Source organism: Bradyrhizobium liaoningense (assembly GCF_018130785.1).
Taxonomy (GTDB): Bacteria; Pseudomonadota; Alphaproteobacteria; order Rhizobiales; family Xanthobacteraceae; genus Bradyrhizobium; species Bradyrhizobium liaoningense_A.
The window spans coordinates 144,957-170,149 of record NZ_JAFCJT010000006.1 but is presented as its reverse complement, the minus strand read 5'-3'; the positions used below and the strand labels follow the sequence as shown (position 1 = coordinate 170,149).

15 protein-coding genes are annotated in these 25,193 nt (G+C 64.8%); 11 read left to right on the top strand and 4 right to left on the bottom strand.

Annotation, left to right across the window (positions count from 1 at the left end; all coding sequences use genetic code 11):
• Nucleotides 1-36: 36 nt before the first annotated feature.
• From zwf to JQ627_RS16695, 4 genes are read left to right on the top strand one after another with little or no spacing between them, the layout of a single operon-like run.
• Nucleotides 37-1,548 (top strand): glucose-6-phosphate dehydrogenase, encoded by a 1,512-nt coding sequence (zwf, locus tag JQ627_RS16710; RefSeq protein ID WP_212485257.1) that lies wholly within the window; start codon nt 37-39, stop codon nt 1,546-1,548.
• Entirely contained in the window at nt 1,548-2,297 is a 750-nt protein-coding gene (gene pgl, locus JQ627_RS16705; RefSeq protein ID WP_212485382.1) for a 6-phosphogluconolactonase, read from the top strand. Before zwf ends, pgl begins: the two co-directional genes overlap by 1 nt.
• Nucleotides 2,284-2,814 carry a gluconokinase gene (locus JQ627_RS16700; protein WP_212485256.1) on the top strand — a complete coding sequence of 177 codons (531 nt, stop codon included), beginning with the start codon at nt 2,284-2,286 and terminating at the stop codon, nt 2,812-2,814. Before pgl ends, JQ627_RS16700 begins: the two co-directional genes overlap by 14 nt.
• Before the next feature lie 24 nt (nt 2,815-2,838).
• Entirely contained in the window at nt 2,839-3,651 is an 813-nt protein-coding gene (locus JQ627_RS16695; protein ID WP_212485255.1) for an HAD family hydrolase, read from the top strand.
• 83 nt (nt 3,652-3,734) lie between these two features.
• On the opposite strand, the gene JQ627_RS16690 is transcribed toward JQ627_RS16695, so the two are convergent.
• Nucleotides 3,735-5,537, bottom strand: coding sequence for a glycoside hydrolase family 15 protein (locus JQ627_RS16690; RefSeq protein ID WP_212485254.1), 1,803 nt, complete (start codon nt 5,535-5,537; stop codon nt 3,735-3,737).
• A 31-nt stretch (nt 5,538-5,568) separates the two neighbouring features.
• Complete coding sequence (malQ, locus tag JQ627_RS16685) at nt 5,569-7,530, bottom strand: 4-alpha-glucanotransferase (RefSeq protein ID WP_212485253.1); 1,962 nt, start codon at nt 7,528-7,530, stop codon at nt 5,569-5,571.
• Between the two features lie 204 nt (nt 7,531-7,734).
• On the opposite strand from malQ, the gene JQ627_RS16680 reads away from it, so the two are divergent.
• Genes JQ627_RS16680 through treY form a run of 6 tightly spaced genes read left to right on the top strand, consistent with a single transcriptional unit; the run spans nt 7,735 to nt 21,744 of the window.
• Nucleotides 7,735-9,681, top strand: coding sequence for a maltotransferase domain-containing protein (locus JQ627_RS16680; RefSeq protein WP_212485252.1), 1,947 nt, complete (start codon nt 7,735-7,737; stop codon nt 9,679-9,681).
• Between the two features lie 11 nt (nt 9,682-9,692).
• A complete protein-coding gene (treS, locus tag JQ627_RS16675) occupies nt 9,693-12,983 on the top strand; it encodes a maltose alpha-D-glucosyltransferase (RefSeq protein ID WP_212485251.1) in 3,291 nt (1,096 codons plus the stop codon).
• Nucleotides 12,976-15,123: a 1,4-alpha-glucan branching protein GlgB gene (gene glgB, locus JQ627_RS16670; protein WP_212485250.1), complete on the top strand. Its 2,148-nt coding sequence runs from the start codon at nt 12,976-12,978 to the stop codon at nt 15,121-15,123. Before treS ends, glgB begins: the two co-directional genes overlap by 8 nt.
• Before the next feature lie 3 nt (nt 15,124-15,126).
• Nucleotides 15,127-17,205, top strand: a complete 2,079-nt coding sequence (gene glgX, locus JQ627_RS16665; protein ID WP_212485249.1) for a glycogen debranching protein GlgX — start codon at nt 15,127-15,129, stop codon at nt 17,203-17,205.
• Complete coding sequence (treZ, locus tag JQ627_RS16660; protein ID WP_212485248.1) at nt 17,202-18,956, top strand: malto-oligosyltrehalose trehalohydrolase; 1,755 nt, start codon at nt 17,202-17,204, stop codon at nt 18,954-18,956. The genes glgX and treZ overlap by 4 nt, the downstream gene beginning before the upstream one ends.
• Nucleotide 18,957: 1 nt before the next feature.
• Nucleotides 18,958-21,744: a malto-oligosyltrehalose synthase gene (gene treY, locus JQ627_RS16655; RefSeq protein WP_212485247.1), complete on the top strand. Its 2,787-nt coding sequence runs from the start codon at nt 18,958-18,960 to the stop codon at nt 21,742-21,744.
• A gap of 3 nt (nt 21,745-21,747) precedes the next feature.
• Here the strand turns inward: treY and JQ627_RS16650 are convergent, their stop codons facing one another.
• Nucleotides 21,748-22,065: a polyhydroxyalkanoic acid system family protein gene (locus JQ627_RS16650; RefSeq protein WP_212485246.1), complete on the bottom strand. Its 318-nt coding sequence runs from the start codon at nt 22,063-22,065 to the stop codon at nt 21,748-21,750.
• A 184-nt stretch (nt 22,066-22,249) separates the two neighbouring features.
• Here JQ627_RS16650 and JQ627_RS16645 point away from each other — a divergent pair, with 184 nt between their 5' ends.
• Complete coding sequence (locus JQ627_RS16645) at nt 22,250-22,414, top strand: DUF3309 family protein (protein WP_007595743.1); 165 nt, start codon at nt 22,250-22,252, stop codon at nt 22,412-22,414.
• A gap of 94 nt (nt 22,415-22,508) precedes the next feature.
• Here JQ627_RS16645 and ligD read toward each other — a convergent pair whose 3' ends face one another.
• Nucleotides 22,509-25,178, bottom strand: a complete 2,670-nt coding sequence (gene ligD / locus JQ627_RS16640; protein WP_212485245.1) for a DNA ligase D — start codon at nt 25,176-25,178, stop codon at nt 22,509-22,511.
• Nucleotides 25,179-25,193: the final 15 nt, after the last annotated feature.

Here is a 25,193-nt window from a genome sequence, read left to right as displayed (position 1 = left end):
CGAAGTAACAAGTAACAGAGCGAAGGCCTATCGTTCGTGACAAAAGACCCGCAAGCCAAGCGCAAGCCGGAAAATTGCGCCTTCGTCATCTTTGGCGTGACGGGCGACCTCACTCACCGTCTGGTGATGCCGTCGCTCTACAATCTGGCCGCCGAGCACCTGCTGCCGGAAAAGTTCTGCGTCGTCGGCGTGGCCCGCAACCGCCAGTCGGACGACGAGCTGCGCGACAGCCTGTTGAAGGGCCTGCGCCAGTTCGCGACCCGCCCCGTGGACGACGACATCGCCCGGAAGCTGCTGGAATGCGTGACCTTCGTCGAGGCCGATGCGAAGGACCCGCCCTCCTTTGATCGCTTGCGCGAGCATCTGGATTCGCTGGAATGCGCGCAGGATACCGGCGGCAACCGGCTGTTCTATCTGGCAACCCCGCCCGCGGCGTTCGCGCCGACGGCGCGTCAGCTCGGCCGCACCGGCATGATGAAGGAGAACGGCGCCTGGCGACGTCTCGTGATCGAAAAGCCGTTCGGCACAGACCTCGCTTCGGCGCGCGCGCTGAACGCCGAGCTGCTGAAGATCATGGACGAGCACCAGATCTACCGGATCGATCACTATCTCGGCAAGGAGACGGTGCAGAACATCCTGGTGCTGCGCTTCGCCAACGGCATGTTCGAGCCGATATGGAATCGCAACCACATCGACCACATCCAGATCACGGTGGAAGAGAAGCTCGGCGTTGGCCATCGCGGCGGCTTCTACGACGCCACCGGCGCGTTGCGCGACATGGTGCCGAACCATTTGTTCCAACTGATGTCGCTGGTCGCGATGGAGCCACCGGCGCGCTTCGATGCGCATTCCGTGCGCTCGGAGAAGGCCGACGTGCTCACCTCGATCCAGCAGCCGAGCCGGGAGGAAGCGCTGAGGAATTCGGTCCGCGCACAATATCTCGCGGGGCATATCGGCGACGACGACATCCCGGACTATCGCAAGACCGAGGACGTCAAGGCCGGCAGCACGACCGAGACCTTCGTCGCGCTGAAGCTGATGATCGACAATTGGCGCTGGGCTGGCGTGCCCTTCTATCTGCGTACGGGCAAGGCGCTCGGCCACAAGCGCACGGAAGTCGCGATCAAGTTCAAGCAAGCGCCGCTGTCGATGTTTTCGGGGACGACGGTCGACCGCTTGTCGCAGAACTTCCTCACCATCGGCATCGCACCGACCGAGACCATCGAGCTTCAGTTCAACGCCAAGATCCCAGGGCCGAGCGTCACCATCGACGGTGTCGAGATGAAGTTCCGCTACGGCGACTATTTCCGCGCAGATCCCTCAACCGGCTATGAGACGCTGATCTACGACTGCATGATCGGCGACAACATCCTGTTCCAGCGCGCCGACGGCATCGAGGCCGGATGGCAGGCGGTGCAGCCGTTCCTGGACGCCTGGAAAAGTGAAGGCACCAACGGCATCGAGACCTATGAAGCCGGCAGCGACGGGCCGAAATGCGCCGACGAGCTGCTGCGCCGCGACGGGCGCAGCTGGCGGAAATATTCGTGATGGCGGCGTCCGGCCAGCCGAAGCTGATCGTCGAGGCCGACGCCGACGTGCTGGCGCAGGCCGCAGCCGAGCGGGTAATGGCGCGGATATCAGCCAATCCCGGGCGGATCGCGATCTGCCTCACCGGCGGCTCCAGCCCGAAGAAGCTCTATCAATTGCTTGGCAGCGACGCCTGGCGCGGCAAGATTCCATGGGACCGCGTGCACTGGTTCATCGGTGACGAGCGTTTCGTCCCTGAGAGCGATCCGCTCAACAACATGGCGGTCGCACGCGCGACCTTTCTCGACCGCAATGCGCCGTCCGGGCATGTTCACCCGATCCCGACCACGGCCGAAAGCCCCGAAGCGGGTGCCGAGGCCTATGCGCGCGAGCTTCAGTCCTTTTACGGCGCCAAAAACCTCGATCCGGCACGGCCGCTGTTCGACATGGTCCTGATGGGCGCGGGCCCGGACGGCCACACCGCCTCGCTCTTCCCCGGCTACCCCGCGATCGAGGAGACCACACGCTGGGTGGTCGGCGTCCCCAAGGCCAATGTCGCGCCGTTCGTGCCGCGGGTCTCGCTGACCCTGCCCGCCTTGGCCTCCTGCCGCGAAATGCTGTTCGAGATTGCCGGGCACGACAAGCAGCCGATCTTGACGCGCCTGCTCAATGGCGAGACTCTGCCGGCTGTACGCGCGCGCTCGAATGGTGAGACCGTCTGGCTGGTCGATAGGGCCGCGCTTCCGGAGGGAATTCGTGGCGGGCGTTGAAGCACCTTGTGCGTTGATCGTGATGGGCGTGTCGGGTTCGGGCAAGAGTACGGTTGCGGAGGCGCTCGGGCAGCGGCTCGGCTGGCGTTTCGAGGACGGCGACAGCTTTCACCCCGCCAGCAATGTCGAGAAGATGCGGGCCGGCCACCCCCTCACCGACGAGGACCGCTGGCCCTGGCTCAACGCCATCGCCGACGAGATCGCGCGGGTTTGCGGCAAGGGCGAGCACGTGATCATCGCCTGCTCGGCGCTGAAGCACGCCTATCGTGACGTGCTGCTGCGCGGACGCGACGACGTCCGCTTCGTCTTCCTGAGGGGCACCAAGGAGCTGATTGCCGCCCGCCTCGCGCAACGCAAGGGCCATTTCATGCCGCCCGAACTGCTGACGAGCCAGTTCACGACGCTGGAGCCGCCCGAGGCGGGCGAGCACGTCATCACCGTCTCGATCGACGAATCCGTCGAGGCGATCGTGGACGGCGTGGTTCGACAGCTGAAATTGGGCGGCGCGAAACGCTGAGGCCAAGAAACTCGAGGTCCTGCCATGACGAAAATCTCACTCGTGGTCTCCGACGTCGACGGCACGCTGCTGACCAAGGACAAGACGCTGACGGAGCGTGCGAGGTCCGCGGTGCAGCGGCTGCACCAGGCCGGCATCGGCTTCACCATCACCTCCAGCCGCCCCGCGATCGGCATGCGGTTCCTGATCGAGCCGCTGGCGCTCTGGCTGCCGGTCGGCCCGTTCAACGGCTCTTCGATCGTCGATCCCGAGATGCATCCGGTCGAGCAGCACCTGATCCCGGCGAGCGCCGCCGAACGGTCCTTGCAGATCCTCCGGGAGTTCGGCGCCGACATCTGGCTGTTCACCTACGACAAATGGCTGATCGACAACCCCAACGGCAAATACGTCGCGCACGAGCAGCACACGATCCGCTCCGCCCCGACCATCGTGACGGATTTTTCGCCGTACCTCTCAAGTGCCTGCAAGATCGTCGGCGCCAGCGCCGACGCCGCCGGGCTCGAGCGCTGTGAAAAGGCGATGCAGGAGGCGCTCGGCAGCGAGGCGACCGCGGTGCGCTCGCAGACCTATTATCTCGACATCACGCCGCCCGGCTTCGACAAGGGCACCTTCGTGCAGGCGATGGCCAAGCGCCTTGGCATTTCCACCGACGCGGTCGCCACCATCGGCGACATGCAGAACGACCTCGCGATGTTCCGCGTCAGCGGCACCTCGATCGCGATGGGCAATGCCACCGACAGTGTCAAGGACCAGGCCACCCACGTCACCGCGACCAATGAGCAGGATGGCTTTGCGGAAGCGATGGCGATGATCCTGAAGTGGAATGGGGTTGGCTGAGATCTGATGAGATAGACTCGACTGGCGCGCGACGGAGGTGCGTTCCCTCCCCCCGCGGGGGACCGGAGAGAGTGCCGCCCCCCTTACTTCGACCGCTGCACAGCCGGCTTCTCGCTCTCCTGCCTTGCCGCGGAGAGATTGTGGGCGGTGTTGATCAGCGCGATGTGGGTCAGCGCCTGGGGGAAGTTTCCGGTCTGGCGCCGGGCGCCTGAATCATATTCTTCGGCCAAGAGCCCGACATCGTTCGCGATACCGACCACCCGATCGAGCAGGATCTGCGCCTTGTCGAGATCGCCGGCCAGCACATGCGCATCGGCCAGCCACAGGCTGCAGGCCAGGAACGCGCCCTCGATCGGCTGCGTCTCCTCGGACACCTCACGCGGATCGTGCCGCAGCACGAAACCGTCGCGCATCAGGTGCTTTTCGACGGCGGCGATGGTGCCGCGGATGCGCGGGTCTTGCGCCGGCAGGAAGCCGACCGCCGGCAGCAGCAGCACGCTGGCGTCGAGCACCTTCGAACCGTAGGACTCGACGAAGGCGTTTTTCTCCGCGTCAAATCCCTTGTTGCAGACGTCGCGATGGATGGCTTCGCGCAAGGCGCGCCAATGCAGCAGCGGCGCCTTGAAGCCAAATGTTTCGGCGCTCTTGATGCCGCGGTCGAACGCGACCCAGGTCATCACCTTGGAAAAGACGTAGTGCCTGGGCTGGCCGCGCCGCTCCCAGATACCGTGATCGGGATGGTCCCAGACCTCGGCGAGATGCTGGAGCACGGCGCATTCCAGCGCCCAGGTCGTCTCGTCGTCGAGCTTGAGCCTGGCCATGCGCGACTGGTGGAAGGCGTCGATCAGCTCGCCATAGACATCGAGCTGGAGCTGCGCATGCGCGGCATTGCCGACACGCACCGGCTGGGCGCCCTCATAACCGTCGAGCCAGCCCGCTTCCCATTCCAGCAGGCGCCGCTGGCCCCAGATGCCGTACATGATCTGCATGTTCGCCGGCGAGCCTGCCGCCGCGCGTAAGAGCCAATTGTGCCAGGCCAAGGCTTCCTCGGTGTAACCCGAGTTCATCAGCGCCAGCAGCGTGAAGGTGGCGTCGCGCAGCCAGCAGAAGCGGTAATCCCAATTCCTGGCGCCGCCGAGCTTTTCCGGCAATGAGGTGGTGGGCGCCGCGACGATGCCGCCGGTGGGATCGAAGGTCAGCGCCTTCAGCGTGATCAGCGAGCGCACGATCAGATCGTGATAGTCGCCGTCGCGGGTGCACTGGCTGCACCACTCCTGCCAAAACTTTTCGGTCTCCTGGAGCGCGATCTCCGGATCGATCGGCTCGGGCGGATCGAGATGCGAGGGGCCGTAGGTCAGCACGAACGGCACCGTCTCGCCGGCCTTCACTTCGAAGCCGGAAACGGTGGTCAGATCCTCGCCACGGGTCTCGACCGGCGTGCGCAGCACGGTCATGTCCTGGCCGGCGACCGCCAGCAACGAATGGTCGATGCGCCGCACCCAGGGAATGTCGACGCCGAAGCCGAAACGGATGACGAGTTCCATCCGCATCTTCACCGTGCCCGTGAGGCCGCGGACCAGCCGCACAATGTCGGAGGCCTTGCCGCGCGGCGGCATGAAGTCGATCAGCGCGACGGTGCCGCTCTCGGTCTCGAAGCGCGTTTCGAGGATGAGGGTGTTGCCGAGATAGCGGCGCGAGATGGAGGTCGCGTCCTCGCTTGGCGCGATCAGCCAGCGGCCGTTCTTGTGCGTGCCCAGGATCGCGGCAAAGCAGGCATCGGAATCGAAGGCCGGCCAGCACAGCCAGTCGATCGAGCCGTCGCGCCCGACCAGCGCTGCGGTCTCGCAATCGCCGATCAGCGCATAGTCCTCGATCCTCTGAGCCAATGTGTTACGAGCCCCGGAAAATCCGCCGTTTTCAACTCCCGCCGGTCAACGAGCGTTCCCGCGTCGCCGCCTTCAAGGCCGTAAGATCAACCTTGGCGGCGATCTTGTCGAGTGCGACCGGCAGACGCTGGCGCCAGTTCGGATGCTCATCGATCGTGCCGGGAATGTTGGGCTGGTCGATCACGCCGAGCAGATCCTCCAGCGACACCGCCAGGAGACGCGACGGCGTCCGCGACAGGAAGGCGAGCACCGAATAGAGATCGTTGGCGTTGATGCCGTTCTGGCGCAGGATCTCGTCGAGCCTGCCGAGCGCATCCCAGCGCGCCTGGTCGTCCTCGCCGGGGTCGAGCCCGAGCGAGCGCTTCATCCTGAGATCGCTGAAGGAGCGCCAGCCTGCGTAGGTGCACAGATCATGCGTGTTCAGCGTGACCAGCGCATTGGGCCGGTAATGATCGGTATTGCGGAAATGGCCGGCATCGTCGCGCTCGAACATCATGACGAGGTAGGACCAGATGCCGAAATCCTGCATGGTCTCGCGGAAGCCTTCCGGCACGGTGCCGAGGTCCTCGCCGATCACGATGCATTTGTTCGCCGCGCTCTCGCGCACCACGGCGCCGAGCAACGCCTCGAACGGCATCTGCACATAGGCGCCATTGTCCGGCTTGAAGCCGCGCGGCACCAGATACAGCCGCTTCAAGCCCAGCACGTGATCGAGCCGGATGGCGCCGGCATGGCGCATCGAGGCGGCCAGCATGTCGGCAAACGGCACGAAGGATTGCGCCTCCAGGCCACCGGCATTGAAGCCGGCAAGGCCCCAATCCTGTCCGACGGTGTTGAGCACGTCGGGCGGCGCGCCGACGGCGAGATGGCGCGAAATCGCCATCTGCTCGTTCCAGGCGTCGAAGCCGTTGGACTGCACGCCGACGGCGACGTCGAGATAGAGCCCGACGCGCATGCCAAGCCGGCCGGCCAACTCCTTGGCGGCATGCAATTGGCTATCGGCCGTCCATTGCACGAATTCGACGAACTCGACCTCGCGCTTGTCGGGACCGTTGCGGAGCTCGGCGCATTTGGCTTCATCCGGCTGCTGCCACTCTTGCGGCCACTCCCACCACGGTCTGGTGAAGCGATGCCGCAGCACCTCGAAGCAGGCAAAGCGGGACAACAGCGGCGCGCGGTCCGCGCGGAAGGCGTCGAACTCCTTGCGGCGCACCTCGCTCGCGCGTGTCACGAAACTGTTGTAGGCGGCGCGCAGGCCGAGCCATTTCAGCGCCGCCATGTCGGCATAGGGCACGCGGTCGCCTTCGCGCAGCCGCGCGGCGGTCGCAGCCGCGTCGGGGACGAGGTCGGCGGAAAATTCCGGGATCGCCTCGACGTCGATATAGAGCGGGTTGAGAAACAGCCGGCTGTTCGGCGAATAGGGGCTGCAATCGGCGGGGTGGTTGTCGAACAGGACATGCAGCGGATTGAGCCCGACGCCATCGGCGCCGAGCTGCCTGGCGAGCCGGACGAGATCGGCGAGATCGGTGAAATCGCCAATGCCCCAATTGCGGTCCGAGCGGACGCTGTAGAGCTGCACGGCAAGCAGCCAGCCACGGTCGAATTCGCCGCCAAAGGCGCGCTCGGGCGCCACGATCATCGGCACCTCTTCCGCAGCACCTTCGGCATCGGTCAGCGTCAACCGGTGATAACCGAGCGGCAGGCCGGCGGGCCAGGCGATCACGGGCTCTCGCGTCTCGCCTTGCGCGATCACATTGCCGTTTGCGCGCAATTTCCATTGCAGCGGCGGCGCGCCGACCGTCGTCAATTCGGTGCGCGGATGTCCCAGGGCGCGCACCACCACGGGCCCGCCGACGAAGCGGTAAACCCGCTTCTCCGGCAGGGCCTCGAGGATGGATTTGAGGGCCACGGGATCGGTGACCCGCAGCTTTCCGAGGGCATCGACGAATTCGGACTGAACGCCCTTGATCCGGGCTTGAGCTAAAAGATCCATTCGGCACGCAGCTTGCAGGCCATCATTCGGCCGGGGGCATCGATTTTAACGAGGTCGCGGAAGAGGTTAGTCAAGGGTAACTCGCAAGCTGCGCCCGCCGTTCCCAAGGGAACCAATGACACACAAGCGGCTTTCTATATAGGTACCAAGCGTAGGTTCCCGACAAGGGAAACGGGCTCCTGCTTTCTTGTCAATGGCATCACCGTGAACAAGACAATTCAAACTGTCGAGAGTGCCGCAGCCGGCAGTGCTTTCCTCATCGAAGACGTCTATCCCTTGATCGACGCCGGGCGCTTCGCCGTGAAGCGGATCTCCGGCGAACGGGTCGAGGTCTGGGCCGACATCTACCGCGGCGGCGACGGAGTGATCGGAGCCGCGCTGGTCTGGCGCCGCGAGCAGGACCGGGAATGGCGGAGTGAGCCGATGATCCATCACGGCAATGACCGCTGGTCCGGCGCCTTCACAGCCGTCGAGCCCGGCCAACATGTCTACGCGATCGAAGCGTGGACCGACGAATTCGCCACCTGGTCTCACGGGGTTGAGCGCAAACGGCGCGCCGGCGCGGACGTCAGCCTCGATGCGATCGAGGGCGCCGGCCTCCTGACCAAGGCGCATAGCGCCCGGCAGGACGCCGCGGCGGTCATCGTGAAGCAATGCGAGGATTATCTTCAGACCGGGGATGTCGGCTCGCTGCTTGCAGCCGATCTCGGCGCGGCCATGGCTGAGAGCCAGCCGCGGCCCGACCTGACCCGCTCGCCGAGCTTCCCGCTGATCGTCGACCGCGACAAGGCGCGCTTCGGCGCCTGGTATCAGATGATGCCGCGCAGCCAGAGCCGGATTCCCGGCCGGCATGGCACGCTCCGCGACTGCATCGCGCGCGTGCCTGATATCGCCGCGATGGGCTTTGACGTGCTCTATTTCACGCCGATCCACCCGATCGGCAACACCCGCCGCAAGGGCCGCAACAATGCGCCGGTGGCGACCGAAGGCGATCCCGGCTCGCCCTATGCGATCGGCAGCGCCGAGGGCGGGCACGATGTGCTGCATCCCGAGCTCGGCACGATCGAGGATTTTCGCGCGCTGGTCGCGACCTGTCTTGAATACGGCCTCGAGCTCGCGCTCGACTTCGCCGTGCAATGCTCGCCGGACCATCCCTGGCTGACGCAGCATCCGGAATGGTTCAAGTGGCGGCCGGATCGCTCGGTGCGGACGGCGGATGATCCCTATTCGGACATCGTCATTCCCGATTTCGCCTCCGTCGACAGGAGCGGACTGTGGAACGCGTTTCGCGATGCCATGCTGTTCTGGATCGACCACGGCGTCACCATCTTCGCCATCGACAATCACGACACCGCGCCGCTTCCGTTCTGGGACTGGCTGATCAGCGACATCCGCCGCCGCCATCCCGAGGTGATCTTGTTCTCCAAGTCGTTTGCCAGGCCGAGGCTGATGAAGGGACTCGCCAAGCTCGGCTTTGCGCAGTCCTTCACCCATTTCCCGTGGCGCACGGAAAAATGGGAGCTGGAGCAATATCTCGGCGAGCTCACGCGCTATCCCGAGCGGGACTTCTATCGCCCGAACCTGTTCGTCAACACGCCCGACCTGCTGCCCTATCACCTCCAGAGCGGCGAGCCCTGGGCGTTCAAGTCGCGCCTCGCGCTGGCGGCGACGCTGTCGGGCAATTACGGCATCTACAGCGGCTTCGAGCTGCTCGAGCACGCGGCGGTGCCGGGCCGCGAGGAATATCTCGATTCCGGGAAATACCAGATCAAGCAGCGCGACTGGGACAAGCCGGGCAACATCAAGGCCTACATCGCCGCGCTCAACCGAATCCGCAACGAAAACGGAGCGCTTCAGCAAACGGTCAATTTGCGTTTCCTCGGCATCGAGGACGGCGAGACGATCGCTTTCGTGAAGCAGGCGACGGATCCCGCCAACGCCGTCGTCATCGTGATTGCGCTCTCGCGCCATGTGCGCGAATGCTGGCTGCCGCTCGGCGACGTCACGGTTGACGCCGGCGGGCAGCGACACCATGTGACGACACTCGAAAACCTCCTCAGCGGCGAACAGTCCCGCATCGAATGGGGCGGAATCAGGTTGCGTATCGATCCCGACCGCGATCCGGCGCTCTTGTTCCGCTGCCTGGCGTAAGGGGGCACGCCATGAATGTTTTGTCTTCCGTTGACACCAAGAAGGTTGAGGCTGCCGAGATCGTGGACGAGCTCTGGTACAAGGACGCCATCATCTACCAACTCCACGTCAAGGCTTTTGCCGACAGCAACAATGACGGCATCGGCGACTTCGCCGGGCTGACCGAGAAGCTGCCCTATCTCCAGGAGCTCGGCGTCACCGCGCTGTGGCTGCTGCCGTTCTATCCGTCGCCCGGCCGCGACGACGGCTACGACATCGCCGACTACGGCGCGGTCAATCCCGATTTCGGGACGATGAAGGACTTCAAGCGCTTCATCCAGGAAGCGCAGAGGCGCGGCCTGCGCGTCATCACCGAGCTCGTCGTCAACCACACCTCCGACCAGCACAAATGGTTCAAGCGCGCGCGCCGCAGCCATCCGGGCTCGAGCGCCCGCAACTGGTATGTCTGGAGCGACACCGACCAGAAATACCAGGGCACGCGGATCATCTTCACCGACACCGAGAAGTCGAACTGGACCTGGGATCACGAGGCCGGCGCCTTCTACTGGCACCGCTTCTTCTCGCACCAGCCGGACCTCAATTTCGACAACCCGCGGGTGGTCAGCGCCCTGATCCAGGTGATGAAGCGCTGGTTGGATGCCGGCGTCGACGGCTTCCGACTCGATGCCATTCCCTATCTCTGCGAGCGCGAGGGCACCTCGAACGAGAACCTCCCCGAGACGCACGCGATCATCAAGCGCCTGCGCCAGGAGCTGGATTCCTATTCCAAGGGCAAGCTGCTGCTGGCCGAGGCCAATCAATGGCCGGAGGACGTGCAGGAATATTTCGGCCGCGGCGACGAATGCCACATGGCCTACCACTTCCCGCTGATGCCGCGCATCTACATGGCGATCGCCCAGGAAGACCGCTTTCCGATCACCGACATCTTGCGCCAGACGCCGGACATTCCCGCAAGCTGCCAATGGGCGCTGTTCCTGCGCAACCATGACGAGCTGACGCTGGAGATGGTCACCGACGTCGAGCGCGACTATCTCTGGACCACCTACGCCAACGATCCCCGCGCCCGCATCAATGTCGGCATCCGGCGGCGCCTCGCGCCGCTGATGGACAATGACCGCCGCAAGATCGAGTTGATGAACTCGCTGCTGCTGTCCTTTCCCGGCACGCCGATCATCTACTACGGCGACGAGATCGGCATGGGCGACAACATCTATCTCGGCGACCGCAACGGCGTCCGCACGCCGATGCAGTGGAGCCCGGACCGCAATGGCGGCTTCTCGCGCTGCGACCCGGCCCGCCTCTATGCGCCGCTGATCATGGATCCCGTCTACGGCTACGAATCGGTGAACGTGGAGGCGCAGTCGCGCAGCCTGTCCTCGCTGCTCAGCGCGACCAAGCGCCTGATCTCGGTGCGCAAGTCGACCCTCGCCTTCGGCCGCGGCACCATGACCTTCATCCGCCCGGCCAACCGCGCGGTGCTGGCCTATGTCCGGCAGCACCACGACGAGGTCATCCTCTGCGTCGCCAACCTCTCGCGCGCCGCGCAGGCGACCGAGCTCGACTTGTCGCCGTGGAAGGACCGCATCCCGCAGGAGATGCTGGGCCGCACGCGCTTCCCGGCGATCGGCGAAATGCCCTACATGATCACGCTCGGGCCGTACGGCTTCTACTGGTTCCAGCTCACCGAGCGCGACAAATCCGAGCCGGTGAAGCCAAGCGCGGTGCCGGAGTTCGAGACGCTGGTGGTGCCGGTCAATTCGAACTGGGTGTCGCTCGCGCGCGAGCGCGGTGTGTTCGAGCGCGACGTGCTGCCGGGCTTCCTGTCGCGGACCCGCTGGTATCCCGAGCACAATCCCAAGCACATCCAGGCCACGCTGACCTCGGCGGTGCCTTTCAGCGACATCGGCGACAACAGACCCTGGATCGCGTTCTTCGAGACCACGCAGAACGACGTTACCACGCGCTACGTGCTGCCGATGCAGATCGAGTGGGTGCGCTTCGATCGCGAGCGGTTCAACCCGAAGGCGCTCGCTGCCGTGCGCCAGGGCGCGCGCGAAGGCACGCTGCTCGACGTAGCAACCGAGCAGATCTTCATCGGGCTTTTCCTGCGGGGCCTGTCGCAGAACCTGGTGGTGGATGAGAACAATCTGCGGCTGGAATTCAAGGCGACCAGCCGGTTTGCCGATTACACCATCAAGGAGCCCGGACGCATCCGCACCATCGAGCAGTCGAACAGCACGGCGCTGGTCGACAACCAGTACGTCGCCAAAATTCATCGCCAGCTCGAAAGCGGCATCAATCCCGAGATCGAGATCGGCCGCTATCTCACCGAGGTCGCGCGCTTCGCCAATGCGCCCGCGCTGCTCGGCAGCGTCGAGCTGATCGAGGGCGATAGAAGCAGCGCGGTTGGCGTGCTGCACGCTTATGTCGAGAACCAGGGCGACGGCTGGGCCGTCACCAACGGCTATCTCGACCGCTACGTCGATGAGCAGCGGCTGGCGCCGATGGGCGAGGCGCCCCGCGAGACCCAGGAGCAGGCACCCTATCTGCACTTCGTGGCGCAGATCGGCCGGCGGCTTGCCGACCTGCATGTGGCGCTGGCCGCCGCCAAGCCCGACAATCTCGCACCGGAGCCGATCGGCCCCGCCGACGTCAAACGCTGGGCCTCCGACCTCAAGGCACGGGCCGAGCGTGTTTTTGAACGGCTCGCCGACAGCCGCGACGGCCTGCGGGAAGCCGACCGGCCGCTGATCGATCGGCTCGTCGCGCTGCGTGCGACCCTGCCCGACCACCTCGACGCCCTCTTGCCATCCGGCATCACCGGGTTGAACATCCGTCATCACGGCGACTTCCGCCTCGGGCAAACTCTGATCGTGAAGGACGATATCTTCATCATCGATTTCGACGGCAATCCGCATCTCGCGCTGGCCGACAAGCGGCGCAGGCTGCCTGCCGCGCGTGACGTCGCCAGCCTGATCCGCTCGATTGAGCTTTCGGTCAACGCAGCGCTCAGCCGCGCGCTCACGGGCGCATCCGACGAGCAGGACCGGCTCGCCACCGCACTCGGCGAATGGCGCGAACGCGCCGCCGCGACATTCCTTAACGCCTACCGCGAAGCCATGACCGATCGCCGAGTGTGGCCGGAAGATCGGCAATCCGCGGAAGGCCTGTTAAGGTTTTTCCTGCTTGATCAGGCCTTCGACGAAGTAGAGTTCGAGCTGTCTCACCGGCCTGAGGGGCTCCGTGCGCCGCTGACCGGACTGCTTCGCATTCTGTCCAATGAGAGCGAAGCCCATGCCTAAACTGCCAGCCGAGGCCTACGCGATCATCGAGGGCCGCCACTCCGACCCCTTCCATTATCTCGGATTGCATCCCGAAGGCGGCAAGAGCGTGGTGCGCGCGTTCCTCCCCGAGGCCTCCAATGTCGAGGCGGTGGGCGAACAAGGCGAGGTGGCGAAGCTCGATCGCGTCCACGATTCAGGCCTGTTCATCGGCGCCCTGCCGAACGGCTCGAAGCGCTACCAGCTCCGCGCCAGGTTCGGCGACAACATCGTCGAGTTCGAGGACGCCTATCGCTTCCCGCCGATCCTGACCGACTTCGATCTCTATCTGCTCGGCGAAGGCACCCATCAGCGCCTCTACGACAAGCTCGGCGCGCATCCGATGCGGCTCGAAGGCATCGACGGCATCGGCTTCGTCGTGCTGGCGCCGAATGCGCGGCGCGTGTCCGTGGTCGGCGATTTCAATTTCTGGGACGCGCGGCGCCATCCCATGCGGGTGCGCGGTGCCGGTTATTGGGAATTGTTCATCCCGCACGCCAAGGGCGGCGATCACTACAAGTTCGATATCATCGGGCCGCACGGCCACCAGTTGCCGCTGAAGTCCGATCCCATGGCGTTTGCGAGCGAGGTGCGGCCGAAGACGGCTTCCATCGTGTTCGACGAGGCGCATCTCGCACGTCCCCGCCCGGCGCCGGATGGCATCAACGCGCTCTCGGCGCCGATGTCGATCTACGAGGTCCATCTCGGCTCCTGGCGGCGCAAGAACGGCGATGAATGGCTCACCTATCGCGAGCTGGCCGAACAGCTGCCGGCCTATGCGCGCGACATGGGCTTCACCCATCTCGAATTCCTGCCCGTCAGCGAGCATCCGTTCGACGGCTCCTGGGGCTATCAGCCGACCGGCCTCTATGCGCCAACCAGCCGCTTCGGCGGGCCTGAGGATTTTGCCGCGCTGGTCGATGCCTGCCATCGCGAGGGCGTCGGCGTGCTGCTCGACTGGGTGCCCGGCCACTTCCCGGACGATCCGCACGGGCTCGGCAGCTTCGACGGCACCTCGCTCTACGAGCATGCCAATCCGCTCCAGGGCCGCCACCTCGACTGGGGCACCCTGATCTACAATTACGGCCGCACCGAAGTGACGAACTTCCTGGTGTCGAATGCGCTGTTCTGGCTCGAGCGTTATGCGATCGACGGCCTGCGCGTCGATGCGGTCGCGTCCATGCTCTATCTGGACTACAGCCGCCCCCCCGGCGCCTGGATTCCGAACCAGTATGGCGGCCGTGAGAACATCGAGGCGATCGCGTTCCTGCGCCGCTTCAACACCGAATTGTTCGCGCGCTTCCCGCAGGCGACCACGGCAGCCGAGGAATCCACCGCATGGCCGCAGGTCTCGCGCCCGGTCGAATTCGGCGGGCTCGGCTTCGGCTACAAGTGGAATATGGGCTGGATGCACGATACGCTGAACTACATCAGCAAGGACCCGATCCACCGCAAGCATCATCACGGCGAGATCCTGTTCGGCCTGCACTACGCTTTCTCGGAGAACTTCATCCTGCCGCTGTCGCATGACGAGGTCGTGCACGGCAAACGTTCGATCCTGGGCCGCATGCCGGGCGACGAATGGCAGCGCTTTGCGAATTTGCGCGCCTATTACAGCTTCATGTTCGGCCATCCCGGCAAGAAGCTGCTGTTCATGGGCGCGGAGATCGCGCAAAGCCGCGAATGGAATCACGACCAGTCGCTCGACTGGCACCTGCTCGAATACAAGTCGCATTCCGGCATCCAGGCGTTGATCCGCGACCTCAACCGGCTCTATCGCGCGGTGCCAGCGCTGCACCAGATGGATTGCGAACAGGCCGGCTTCGAATGGCTGATCACGGATGACGCCAACCGCAACGTGTTCGCCTGGCTGCGCAAGGGATTTGACGAGCACGCACGGTGTCTCGTGATCATCAACTTCTCACCCAACGTCTATCGCAACTATCGCGTCCCCGTGCCCTTTGCCGGCAAGTGGAAAGAGGTGTTCAATTCGGACTCCGCCCATTATGGCGGCACCAATGTCGGCAACATCGGCGAGGTTCATGCCGCCGACGGCAAGGCCCCCGAGCTTCGCCTCACCATTCCACCGCTCGCCGCGATCTTCCTCGTTCCGGAAAGCTGACCGATGCGCCTGACTGCTGGATCGCCCGCACGCCTCGGTGCAAGCTGGGACGGACGCGGCACCAATTTCGCGTTGTTCTCCGCCAACGCGCAGAAGGTCGAGCTGTGCCTGTTCGACACGCAAGGAAGGCGCGAGCTCGAGCGCATCGAGCTACCCGAGCGGACCGAAGACGTCTGGCACGGCTATCTCAACGACATCTCGCCGGGCCAGCTCTACGGCTATCGCGTGCACGGCCCCTACGAGCCCGAGCACGGCCACCGCTTCAACGCCAACAAGCTGCTGCTCGACCCCTATGCCAAGCGGCTCGCGGGGCGGCTGGTCTGGAGCGATGCCCATTTCGCCTATCGCACCGGCTCACCGCGCGAGGACCTCTCCTTCGACCGGCGCGACAACGCGCGCGGCATGCCCAAGGCCGTCGTCGTCGACGAGACCTTCAACTGGGGCCGTCGCGAGATCCGGCCCAACATTCCCTGGGAAGACACCATCATCTACGAGGCCCACGTCAAGGGTCTGACGCAGAAGCGTGACGACGTGCCGCCGAATTTGCGCGGCACCTACGGCGGCCTGTCGTCGCCGGCGATGATCGAGCATTTGAGAACGCTCGGCGTCACCACCGTCGAGCTGCTTCCGATCCACAGCTTCATCGACGACCGCATTCTGGTCGAGAAGAAGCTCGCCAACTACTGGGGCTACAACACGCTGTCCTTCTTCGCGCCCGAGCCGCGCTATGCCCAGGACAATGCGCTCGATTCCTTCCGCACCACGGTCGCGCGCCTGCACGATGCCGGCATCGAGGTGATGCTCGACGTCGTCTATAACCACACGGCCGAAGGCAATCACCTCGGTCCGACCCTGTGCTACCGCGGCATCGACAATGCCTCCTATTACTGGCTGAACCGCGAGAACCCGCGCTATTATGACGACTTCACCGGCTGCGGCTCGTCGGTGAACCTCACCCATCCGCGCGTGCTCCAGATGGTGATGGATTCGCTGCGCTACTGGGTCGAGGTCTGCCATGTCGACGGCTTCCGCTTCGACCTCGCCACCACGCTCGCGCGCGGACCGAACGGCTATGATCGCGGCAGCTCGTTCCTGACCGCAATCCGGCAGGACCCTGTGCTGGCGGCGGTCAAGCTCGTCGCCGAACCCTGGGATCTCGGGCTCGGCGGCTACCAGGTCGGCGCATTCCCTTCACAATGGTCGGAGTGGAACGATCGGTATCGCAGCGCCATGCGCCGCTACTGGAGCGGCGAAGGCAGCCTGATCGGCGACATCTCCAGCCGCATGACGGCCTCATCCGACCTGTTCAACCATGACGGACGGCGGCCGCGCGCCAGCATCAACCACATCACCGTGCATGACGGCTTCACGCTCGCCGACCTCTTCAGCTACAACGAGAAGCACAACGAGGCCAATGGCGAGGACAATCGCGACGGCTCCAGCGACAACCACAGCAACAATTGCGGTGTCGAGGGTCCGACCGACGATCCCGAGATTCTCGGGCTGCGGCGGCAGCTTCGCAAGAACGTGCTGGCCTGCCTGATGCTGGCGCAAGGCGTTCCGCTGATCCTTGCGGGTGACGAGGTTGGCAACTCGCAGTCCGGCAACAACAACGCGTATTGCCAGGACAACGAGGTAGGCTGGGTCGGCTGGGACAATCTCGGCAAGGACGGCGACGACATGGTCGATTTCGTCGCCGAGCTCGCCGACATCCGTCGCCGGTTCTCGCAGCTTCGCAGTCATCGCTGGCTCGACGGGCGGCCTGCGGACGGCCTCTCCTACGGCGCGCTGTGGCTGACGCCCGGCGGCGACGAGATGACGGAGAGCGACTGGAAATTCCCGGAAGGGCGGTTCCTCTCCTATGTGATGGGGCCGATGGAACCGGGCAGCGCCGCGATCTTTATCGTACTGAACGCCGCCCCCGAAGAGATCGCATTCAAATTGCCCAAAATGGCCGAATACAAGAGCTGGCAGCAGATCCTGAACACCACCGATGCCAGGCTGAACCGTGTTGATTTTCTGCCCGGAAGCGACAACAAGGCGCCGCCGCGCTCCGTGCTCGCCTTCGCGGGGGCGCTATGAGACCATCCTTCGGGGCGAGGCCGACCAAGGACGGCGTGTCGTTCCGCCTGTGGGCACCCGGTGCTCGGCGAGTCGATCTCCTGCTCGACAGGAGGCACGCGATGCAGCGCCGGCAGGATGGCTGGTATGTCGCCGAGATTGCCGGGCTACCCGTCGGCAGTCCCTACAAGTTCAGGATCGACGACGAGATCGACGTGCCCGATCCCGCATCCGCCTTCCAGCCGGAAGACGTTTTTGGCCCGAGCGAAGTCCTCGATCATGATGCCTTCGCGTGGCGCGCACGTGATTGGCGCGGACGTCCCTGGGAAGAGACGGTGCTGATCGAGACCCATGTCGGCACCTTCACGCCTGAGGGCACCTACCGCGCCGTGATCGACAAGCTCGATCATCTCGTTGCGACCGGGATCACTGCGCTGGAATTGATGCCGCTGGCCGATTTCGCGGGCCGCCGCGGCTGGGGCTATGACGGCGTGCTCTGGTACGCGCCCGACAGCGCCTATGGCCGGCCGGAGGACCTGAAGACCCTGATCGACGAGGCCCATCTGCGCGGGCTGATGGTGTTCCTCGACGTCGTCTACAATCATTTCGGTCCCGAAGGGAATTATCTCGGCCGCTATGCGCCGGCCTTCTTCACCGATGCGCACACGCCCTGGGGCAGCGCGATCGATTATCGCGTGCCGCAGGTCCGGGCCTTCGCAGTCGAGAACGCGCTATCCTGGCTCTCCGACTACCGCTTCGACGGCCTGAGACTCGATGCCGCCAATCACATCATGGCGATCCCGGGCGAGCAGTCGATGTTGCAGGACCTCAGTGTCGCCGCCGGCGAGCTCGCCAAGGCCACGGGGCGCCACATCCATCTCGTGCTGGAGAACGGCGACAACCGCGCCAGCCTGCTCGATGCCGCGCAGGATCCACCCAATGGCAAATATCGCGGGCAGTGGAACGACGACTATCACCACGTCTGGCACGTGATGCTGACCGGTGAGCTCGCCGGCTACTACGCCGACTACCAGACCCCGCGCATGGATCTTGCGCGCGCGCTCGCGTCAGGCTTCGTCTACCAGGGCGAGATCTCGGAATTCTGGGGCAAGAAGCCGCGCGGCGAGGCGAGCGGCGAGCTGCCGCCGGCGGCCTTCGTCAACTTCCTGCAAAACCACGACCAGATCGGTAATCGCCCACTGGGCGATCGGCTCGAGAGCCTGGCATCGCCGCAGCAGATCGAAGCCGCGCTCGCGGTCACCCTGCTCGCACCGATGGTGCCGATGCTGTTTCAGGGCGAGGAATGGGGCTCGACCGTGCCCTTCCCGTTCTTCTGCGATTTCCAGGGTGGCCTTGCCGAAGCCGTGCGCAAGGGTCGCAAGCAGGAATATGCCTGGGCCTACGAGAAGTACGGCGACGAGGTGCCCGACCCGCTCGATCCTGCCACGCTGCAATCGGCCGTTCTGGATTGGACCGGCCACACGCCGGAGCAGGATGCACGGCTCGCGCTGGTGCGGGAGCTGCTCGCGCTCCGTCACAAGGAGATCGCACCGCGGCTGAAAGGTGCGCGGTTCGGCGATGCCGAGACGGCCGATAGCGGCCTCCTCACCGCGCATTGGCGCATGGGCGACGGCGCGACGTTGCGGCTCGTCGCCAATCTCTCGGACAAGGACATCGCACGTCCCGGCGACGTTGGAGGCACGCCCATCTGGGGCTCTGCCGGCGGCGATCGGCTCCCGCCCTGGTCGGTGATCTGGCATCTCGGAGGTTAGCATGCCTCCTGCCATTCCGCTTGCGACCTATCGGCTTCAGCTCACCGCGGATTTTGACTTCGACAAGGCCTCGGCAGTTGTTCCCTATCTCAAGGCGCTGGGGATCACCCATCTCTACGCCTCGCCGGTGATGAAGGCGCGCAAGGGCTCGACCCACGGCTACGATACCGTCGACCACAGCCGGTTCAATCCCGAGCTCGGCGGCGAGGCCGGCTTTGCTCGGCTGAGCGACGCCCTCAAGCAGCACGACCTCGGCCTCATCATCGACTTCGTGCCGAACCATGTCGGCGTGCACTTCGCCGACAATCCCTGGTGGCTGGACGTGCTGGAATGGGGGCAGGCCTCGCCGCATGCGGTTTCCTTCGACATCGATTGGGATCAACTGGCCTTTCGCGCCCGCGGCGGCGTGCTGCTGCCGATCCTCGGCTCGCCCTATGGCGAGGCGCTTGAGCGCGGCGAGATCGAGCTGCACTACGATCCCGACGAAGGCAGTTTTTCCGCCTGGTATTTCGAGCATCGCCTGCCGATCGCGCCGGAACGCTATGGCGAATTGTTGCGCGTGATCGTGAAGGAAGCCAACGCCGCCGAGACGGAGGCCGGCAAGCGCCTGCTCGCGCTCGCGGCCCGCTACACGGGGTTGCGTCGCCCCAACCGCAAGGAAGCGCCCGGCTTCAAGGCGGAGCTCAAGGAGATCGCGGGCAGCGCCGACATCATGGTACGCGGCCTCGCCGCCTATCGTTCCGCCAAAGATCGTCCGGCGCAGACGCTGGCGCTGCATCATCTGCTCGAGCGCCAGCACTACAAGCTTGGGCACTGGCGGCTTGCCTCCAGCGACATCAATTATCGCCGCTTCTTCGACGTCAACGGACTTGCGGGCCTGCGCGTCGAGGACCCCAGCACGTTCGCCGCCACGCACCGGCTGGTGAAGCAGCTCATTGCCGACGGCAAGCTGCAGGGCATCCGCCTCGATCACATCGACGGCCTGCGCGATCCCGCACAATATTGCCAGCGGCTGCGCCGGCTGGTGCGCGACGCGCAAGGCAACATCAAACCGTTCTACACCGTGATCGAAAAAATATTGTGCGAGCACGAGCGCCTGCCGCACTTCGCCGGCGTTCAGGGCACCACGGGCTATGAGTGGATGAACGTCATCACCCAGGTCCTGGTCGACGCGAAAGGGCTGGAGGCGCTGAACGAGACCTGGCGGCAGATCAGCAACCGCCCGCCGCGGCTGGCGCCTTACGTCAAGGATGCCAAGCGGCGCGTGCTGGAGACGCTGCTGACCAGCGAATTCACCGTGCTGACCCGCCTGCTCGCGCGCATCGCCAACGGCCACTACTCGACCCGCGACTTTTCCGCCGACAGCCTGCGGCAGGCGCTCGAACTCTATGTGCTGCACTTCCCGGTCTATCGCACCTATTTGACGCATAGCGGCCCGACTGCCCTCGACCGCAAGCTGATCGACGATACCATCGCGCGCGCCCGCTCGGAATGGTTCGCCGCGGACGACGGTATTTTCGACTTCCTGCGCGACGCACTGACCATGGACCTGCTCAAGCGCGGCCGTCCTCCGCACAGCGCCCCGCGGGTGCGCCGTTTCGCGCTGAAGGTGCAGCAGTTCACGGGACCGATGATGGCGAAGTCGCTGGAGGACACCGCCTTCTATCAATTCCACCGGCTGCTCGCCCTGAACGAGGTCGGCGGCGATCCCGCGAGCAACGGCATCACGATACCTGCCTTCCACGAGGCCATGCGAGCGCGCGCCAAGGAATGGCCGCAAGGGATGACGGCGACCGCGACCCACGACACCAAGCGCGGCGAGGATGCCCGCGCGCGGATCGCGGCGCTCAGCGAGATTCCCGGCGAATGGACCAGCGCCGTGGCACGCTGGAAAGTCCTGAACGCGCCGCACCTCGCGCTCAACGGCAGTCTGCGCGCCCCGTCGGCGACGTTCGAATACATGCTCTACCAGACCCTGCTCGGCGCCTGGTCGCTTGGGGAGACGGCCCATGCCGGCTTCGTTGAGCGCATCCAGGCCTATGCGCTCAAGGCCGCGCGCGAGGGCAAGGAGGAGACGAGCTGGCTCAACCCGCACGAGCCCTATGAGAGCGGCGTCGAGAGCTTCCTCGAGAAGATCCTCGATCCCGCGCAATCCAGCGAGTTCCTGGAGGCGCTGCAAACCCTGGCACGCCGCGTCGCGCTGCTCGGCGCCTTGAATTCGCTGAGCCAGCTCACGCTCAAGGCGACACAGCCGGGCGTACCCGACTTCTACCAGGGCACTGAATTCTGGGACATGTCGCTGGTCGATCCCGACAACCGCCGCCCGGTGGACTTTGCCGCGCGGCAGACGGCGCTGACGTCACTGGAAACACCGGACTGGCGCGGGCTGATCAAGACCTGGCCGGACGGCCAGCTCAAGCTGGCCTGGACGCGGCAGCTGCTCAAACTGCGCAACGAACTCGCCGATGTCTTCGCGCAGGGCGATTATCAGCCGCTGGAGGTCCGGGGCGCGCACGCCGACCATGTCATTGCGTTTGCCCGTCGACACGGCCGCGCGGCTGCGATCGTCGTGATCGGACGCCAGTTTGCGCCGTTCACGCAAGAGGGCCGACAATGGCCCGCGTTCGAGGCTGTTGACGCGACGATCGACATCACCGGCTACACCGCGCCGGGCATTGCCGGCAATGAATTGCCGCTCGCGCAAGCTTTCCGCGATTTTCCTGCTGCGGCCATCGAAGCACGCGCCGCCAGCGCGGCGAGGCCCAGGCAACAGCGCGCTCGTACCTGACGCCTACTTTCCTTCGTCCTTGGTGAGCAGAAGCTGCCCGCGCTTGCGGATGGTCGCCTGCGCCATCTCGGCAAAGCGCTGCAACAACCACGGCAGCACCACCTGCACCTTGACATGATCGTCGGCGACATCGACCTGGCCGCTGGCGATCTGTCCGAGCGCGCGGACGCGAAAATTCATGCTGTCGCCGTTCCAGCGCTCCTCCTCGACCTGCATCACGGGAATGCTGGCTGCGGCGCGGCCCAGGCCGGTCTTGAGCCGGCGCACGGCTTCCTCGCGGCCGAGACGATGCGGAATGGAGACGACAAGTGGTGCTGACATGGCCCTGCCCTGTGGTGACTTGATCCTCACATAGTCATGCCGGCTGGACAGGCAAAGGTTCCATGCAAGTTGGGCCCGCTCGCCGTGTTTCAAAGTTGGAACATTAAAACCTGCGGCAAGTTGCCCTCGCACCACGGGACAGGTTGCAAACGACCCTTTCAACAAAGGGCTGGAGGAGACTCGCATGTCTATCGGTACGATCATTCTGATCATTTTGGTTATCGCGCTGCTCGGCGGCTTCAGCGGCATCGGCGGCGGTCCGTTTTACGGCACCGGCTATTACGGCGGCGGCGGACTCGGGCTCGTCATCGTCATCCTGCTGATCCTGCTGTTGCTGGGACGGATCTAGTGGCGGCTTCGCAGGGTGGGCAAAGGCGCAACGCGCCGTGCCCACCTCTTCGCCGCAGTGAGAAAGAGGGTGGGCACGCTTCGCGTTGCCCACCCTATTTCATTTTCCCCGCAAGCTTCTTCATCGCGGCCTTGATCGACGCGGCCGCATCGTCATAGCCATCCCAGGCCTTCGATCGCGCCAGCAGGCCCGGCACTGTCCGCACCGTGTACCGCTTCGGATCGAGATCAGCCTTCACCTGCGCCCATGTCATGGGCATCGACACGGTCGCACCATCTCGCGCGCGCGGCGACAGCGGCGCCACCGCCGTCGACATGCGGTCATTGCGCAAATAGTCCAGAAAGATCTTTCCGTTGCGCAGCTTCTTCGACATGTTGAGCAGATAGCGTTCGGGATCGCCGTCGGCCATCCACTGGCAAACGCCTTGCGCGAACGCCTTGGCCTCCTTCCAGCTCACCTTGTCGCGTGCGCCATGGAGCAGCGGCACCACGACGTGCAGGCCCTTGCCGCCGGTGGTCTTGCAGAAGCTCTCCATGCCGACATCGGTGAGCCGCTGGCGCATCTCCTTGGCTGCTTCCACCACATCGGCAAATTTGACGTCCGGCGCTGGATCGAGATCGAACACCAGCCGGCCCGGCGTATCGTAGGCGTTCGGGGCGCAATTCCAGGGATGCAGCTCGACGCCGCCGATTTGCGCGACCGCGGCAAGCCCCTCGACGCGATCGATCTGCAAATACGGCTTGCGATCGCCCGAGACTTTCGCGAGCTCAAGCAGGTTCGAGGTGCCCTGCATGGCATGGCGCTGGAAGAATTTTTCACCACCAATGCCGTCAGGCGCACGCACGATCGAACACGGCCGGCCCTTGATATGCTCGATCATCCAGGATCCAACCGCCTCGAAGTAGCGCGCGAGATCGAGTTTTGTGACGCCCTCGCCGTCCCCGCCATCCTGCCACAGCTCCTTGTCCGGCTTCGAAATGACGACGCCCATGACCTCGGCAGTGCCGGCATCCTTCGACCGCTTGGCTGTCTTCGGCGCAACGCGTTTCCTGGCCGAGGGTTTTGCGAGCTCGATATCGGCAGGTGTTTCCGCCTCGACCTCCGCGGCCGGCTTGTCCTGCCGCAGGCCCTTGAAGGCGGCCTGGCGGATATTGCCGTCGGCGGTGAACCCGGCGAACTCGATCTCGGCGACAAGCTCCGGCTTCAGCCAGTGCACGTCTCGCGTCTTCTTCGGAGCGTTCTTGCCGCCGAACGGGTTTGCCTTGGCCTCCATGGCCTTCAAGGACGGCATGATGCGCTTGACCGTGTCCGCGCCGAAGCCGGTGCCGACCATGCCGACAAAGGCGAGATGATCGCCGCGATGCACGCCCGCCATCAGCGAGCGGAATTTCCCGTTGGTGGTCTTGTAGCCGCCGATCACGACCTCATGGCCGGCGCGGCATTTGGCCTTGGTCCAGCTTTCTGTTCGCCCCGACCGATAAGGCGCGTCGAGCTTCTTCGACACCACGCCTTCGAGCTCGAGCTTGCAGGCCGATTGCAGCACGGCATCGCCGCCGCTCTCGAAATGCTCGACATAGCGGATCTGGCTCGATTTCTTCCTGCCTGCTTCCAGGAGCTCCCTGAGGCGGTCCTTCCGCTCGCCGAGTGGCAGGCGCCGGCAATCGAGCCCCTCGGCGAACAGGAGGTCGAAGGCAAAGAAGATCAGGTCCCCGGTCTTGCCGTCCGACAGCGCGGCCTGGAGCGAGGAGAAATTCGGCGCGCCGTTGTGGTCGAGCGCGACGATCTCGCCGTCAATCATGACGTCGGGAAGCTCGCCAGCCTCCTTCGCGATCGCCGCGAACTTGTCGGTCCAGTCGAGACCCTTGCGCGTCTTCAACGTCGCCTCCCCGTCCTCGACGCGGAGCTGGACGCGGTAGCCGTCGAACTTGATCTCGTGGCACCAGCCATCGGCCGAAGGCGGCCGCTCGACCGAGGTGCAGAGCTGCGGCGCGACGAAGTCCGGCATCTCCGAGACTTTTTTCGCGTTTGTCGCAGTCGTCGCCTTCTTTTTTGCTTCCTTCCCGCGCTTCAACGCCGCACCGGGCGCCGGCCTGACCGTGCGCCCTTTCGGCTCCTCGGCTCGATTGGACTGCCAGACCGCATCGGCCTTGGCCTTGGCGCCCTTCGCCAGCATGAACGGCTTTGGCGCGCGGCCCTTGCCATCGGCGATCTCTGCCATCGCGCGGCCGGAGGCCACCGACTTGTCCTCGCTGAGAATGTCGTCGCTCTCGCTGGCATATTCGTCGCGATGCTTGATCAGGAGCCAGTTGGTGCGCTTGTCGCCGTTGCGGTCATGCCTCATCCGCACCAGCACCCAGCTTCCATGCAGCTTGTCGCCGTGGAGCGTGAACTTGAGGTCGCCCTTCTGGAAGCCGCGCTCGGGATCCTCGGACTCCCAGGTGCCGCGGTCCCAGAGCATGACCGTGCCGCCGCCATACTGCCCTTCCGGAATCGTGCCTTCGAAATCGCCATAGTCGAGCGGATGATCTTCGACCTCGACCGCCAGCCGCTTGTCATGCGGATCCAGCGAGGGTCCCTTGGTCACCGCCCACGATTTGAACACGCCGTCGAACTCGAGCCGCAGATCATAGTGCAGCCGGGTCGCATCGTGCTTCTGGATCACGAAGCGCCGCTGCGTCGATGTCGCCACCGCGGTCTTGCCCGACGGCTCCGGTGTCTTCTCGAAATCACGCTTCTGTCGGTAGGTGGAGAGTTTTCGCAGCACGACCGGTCCCGCATT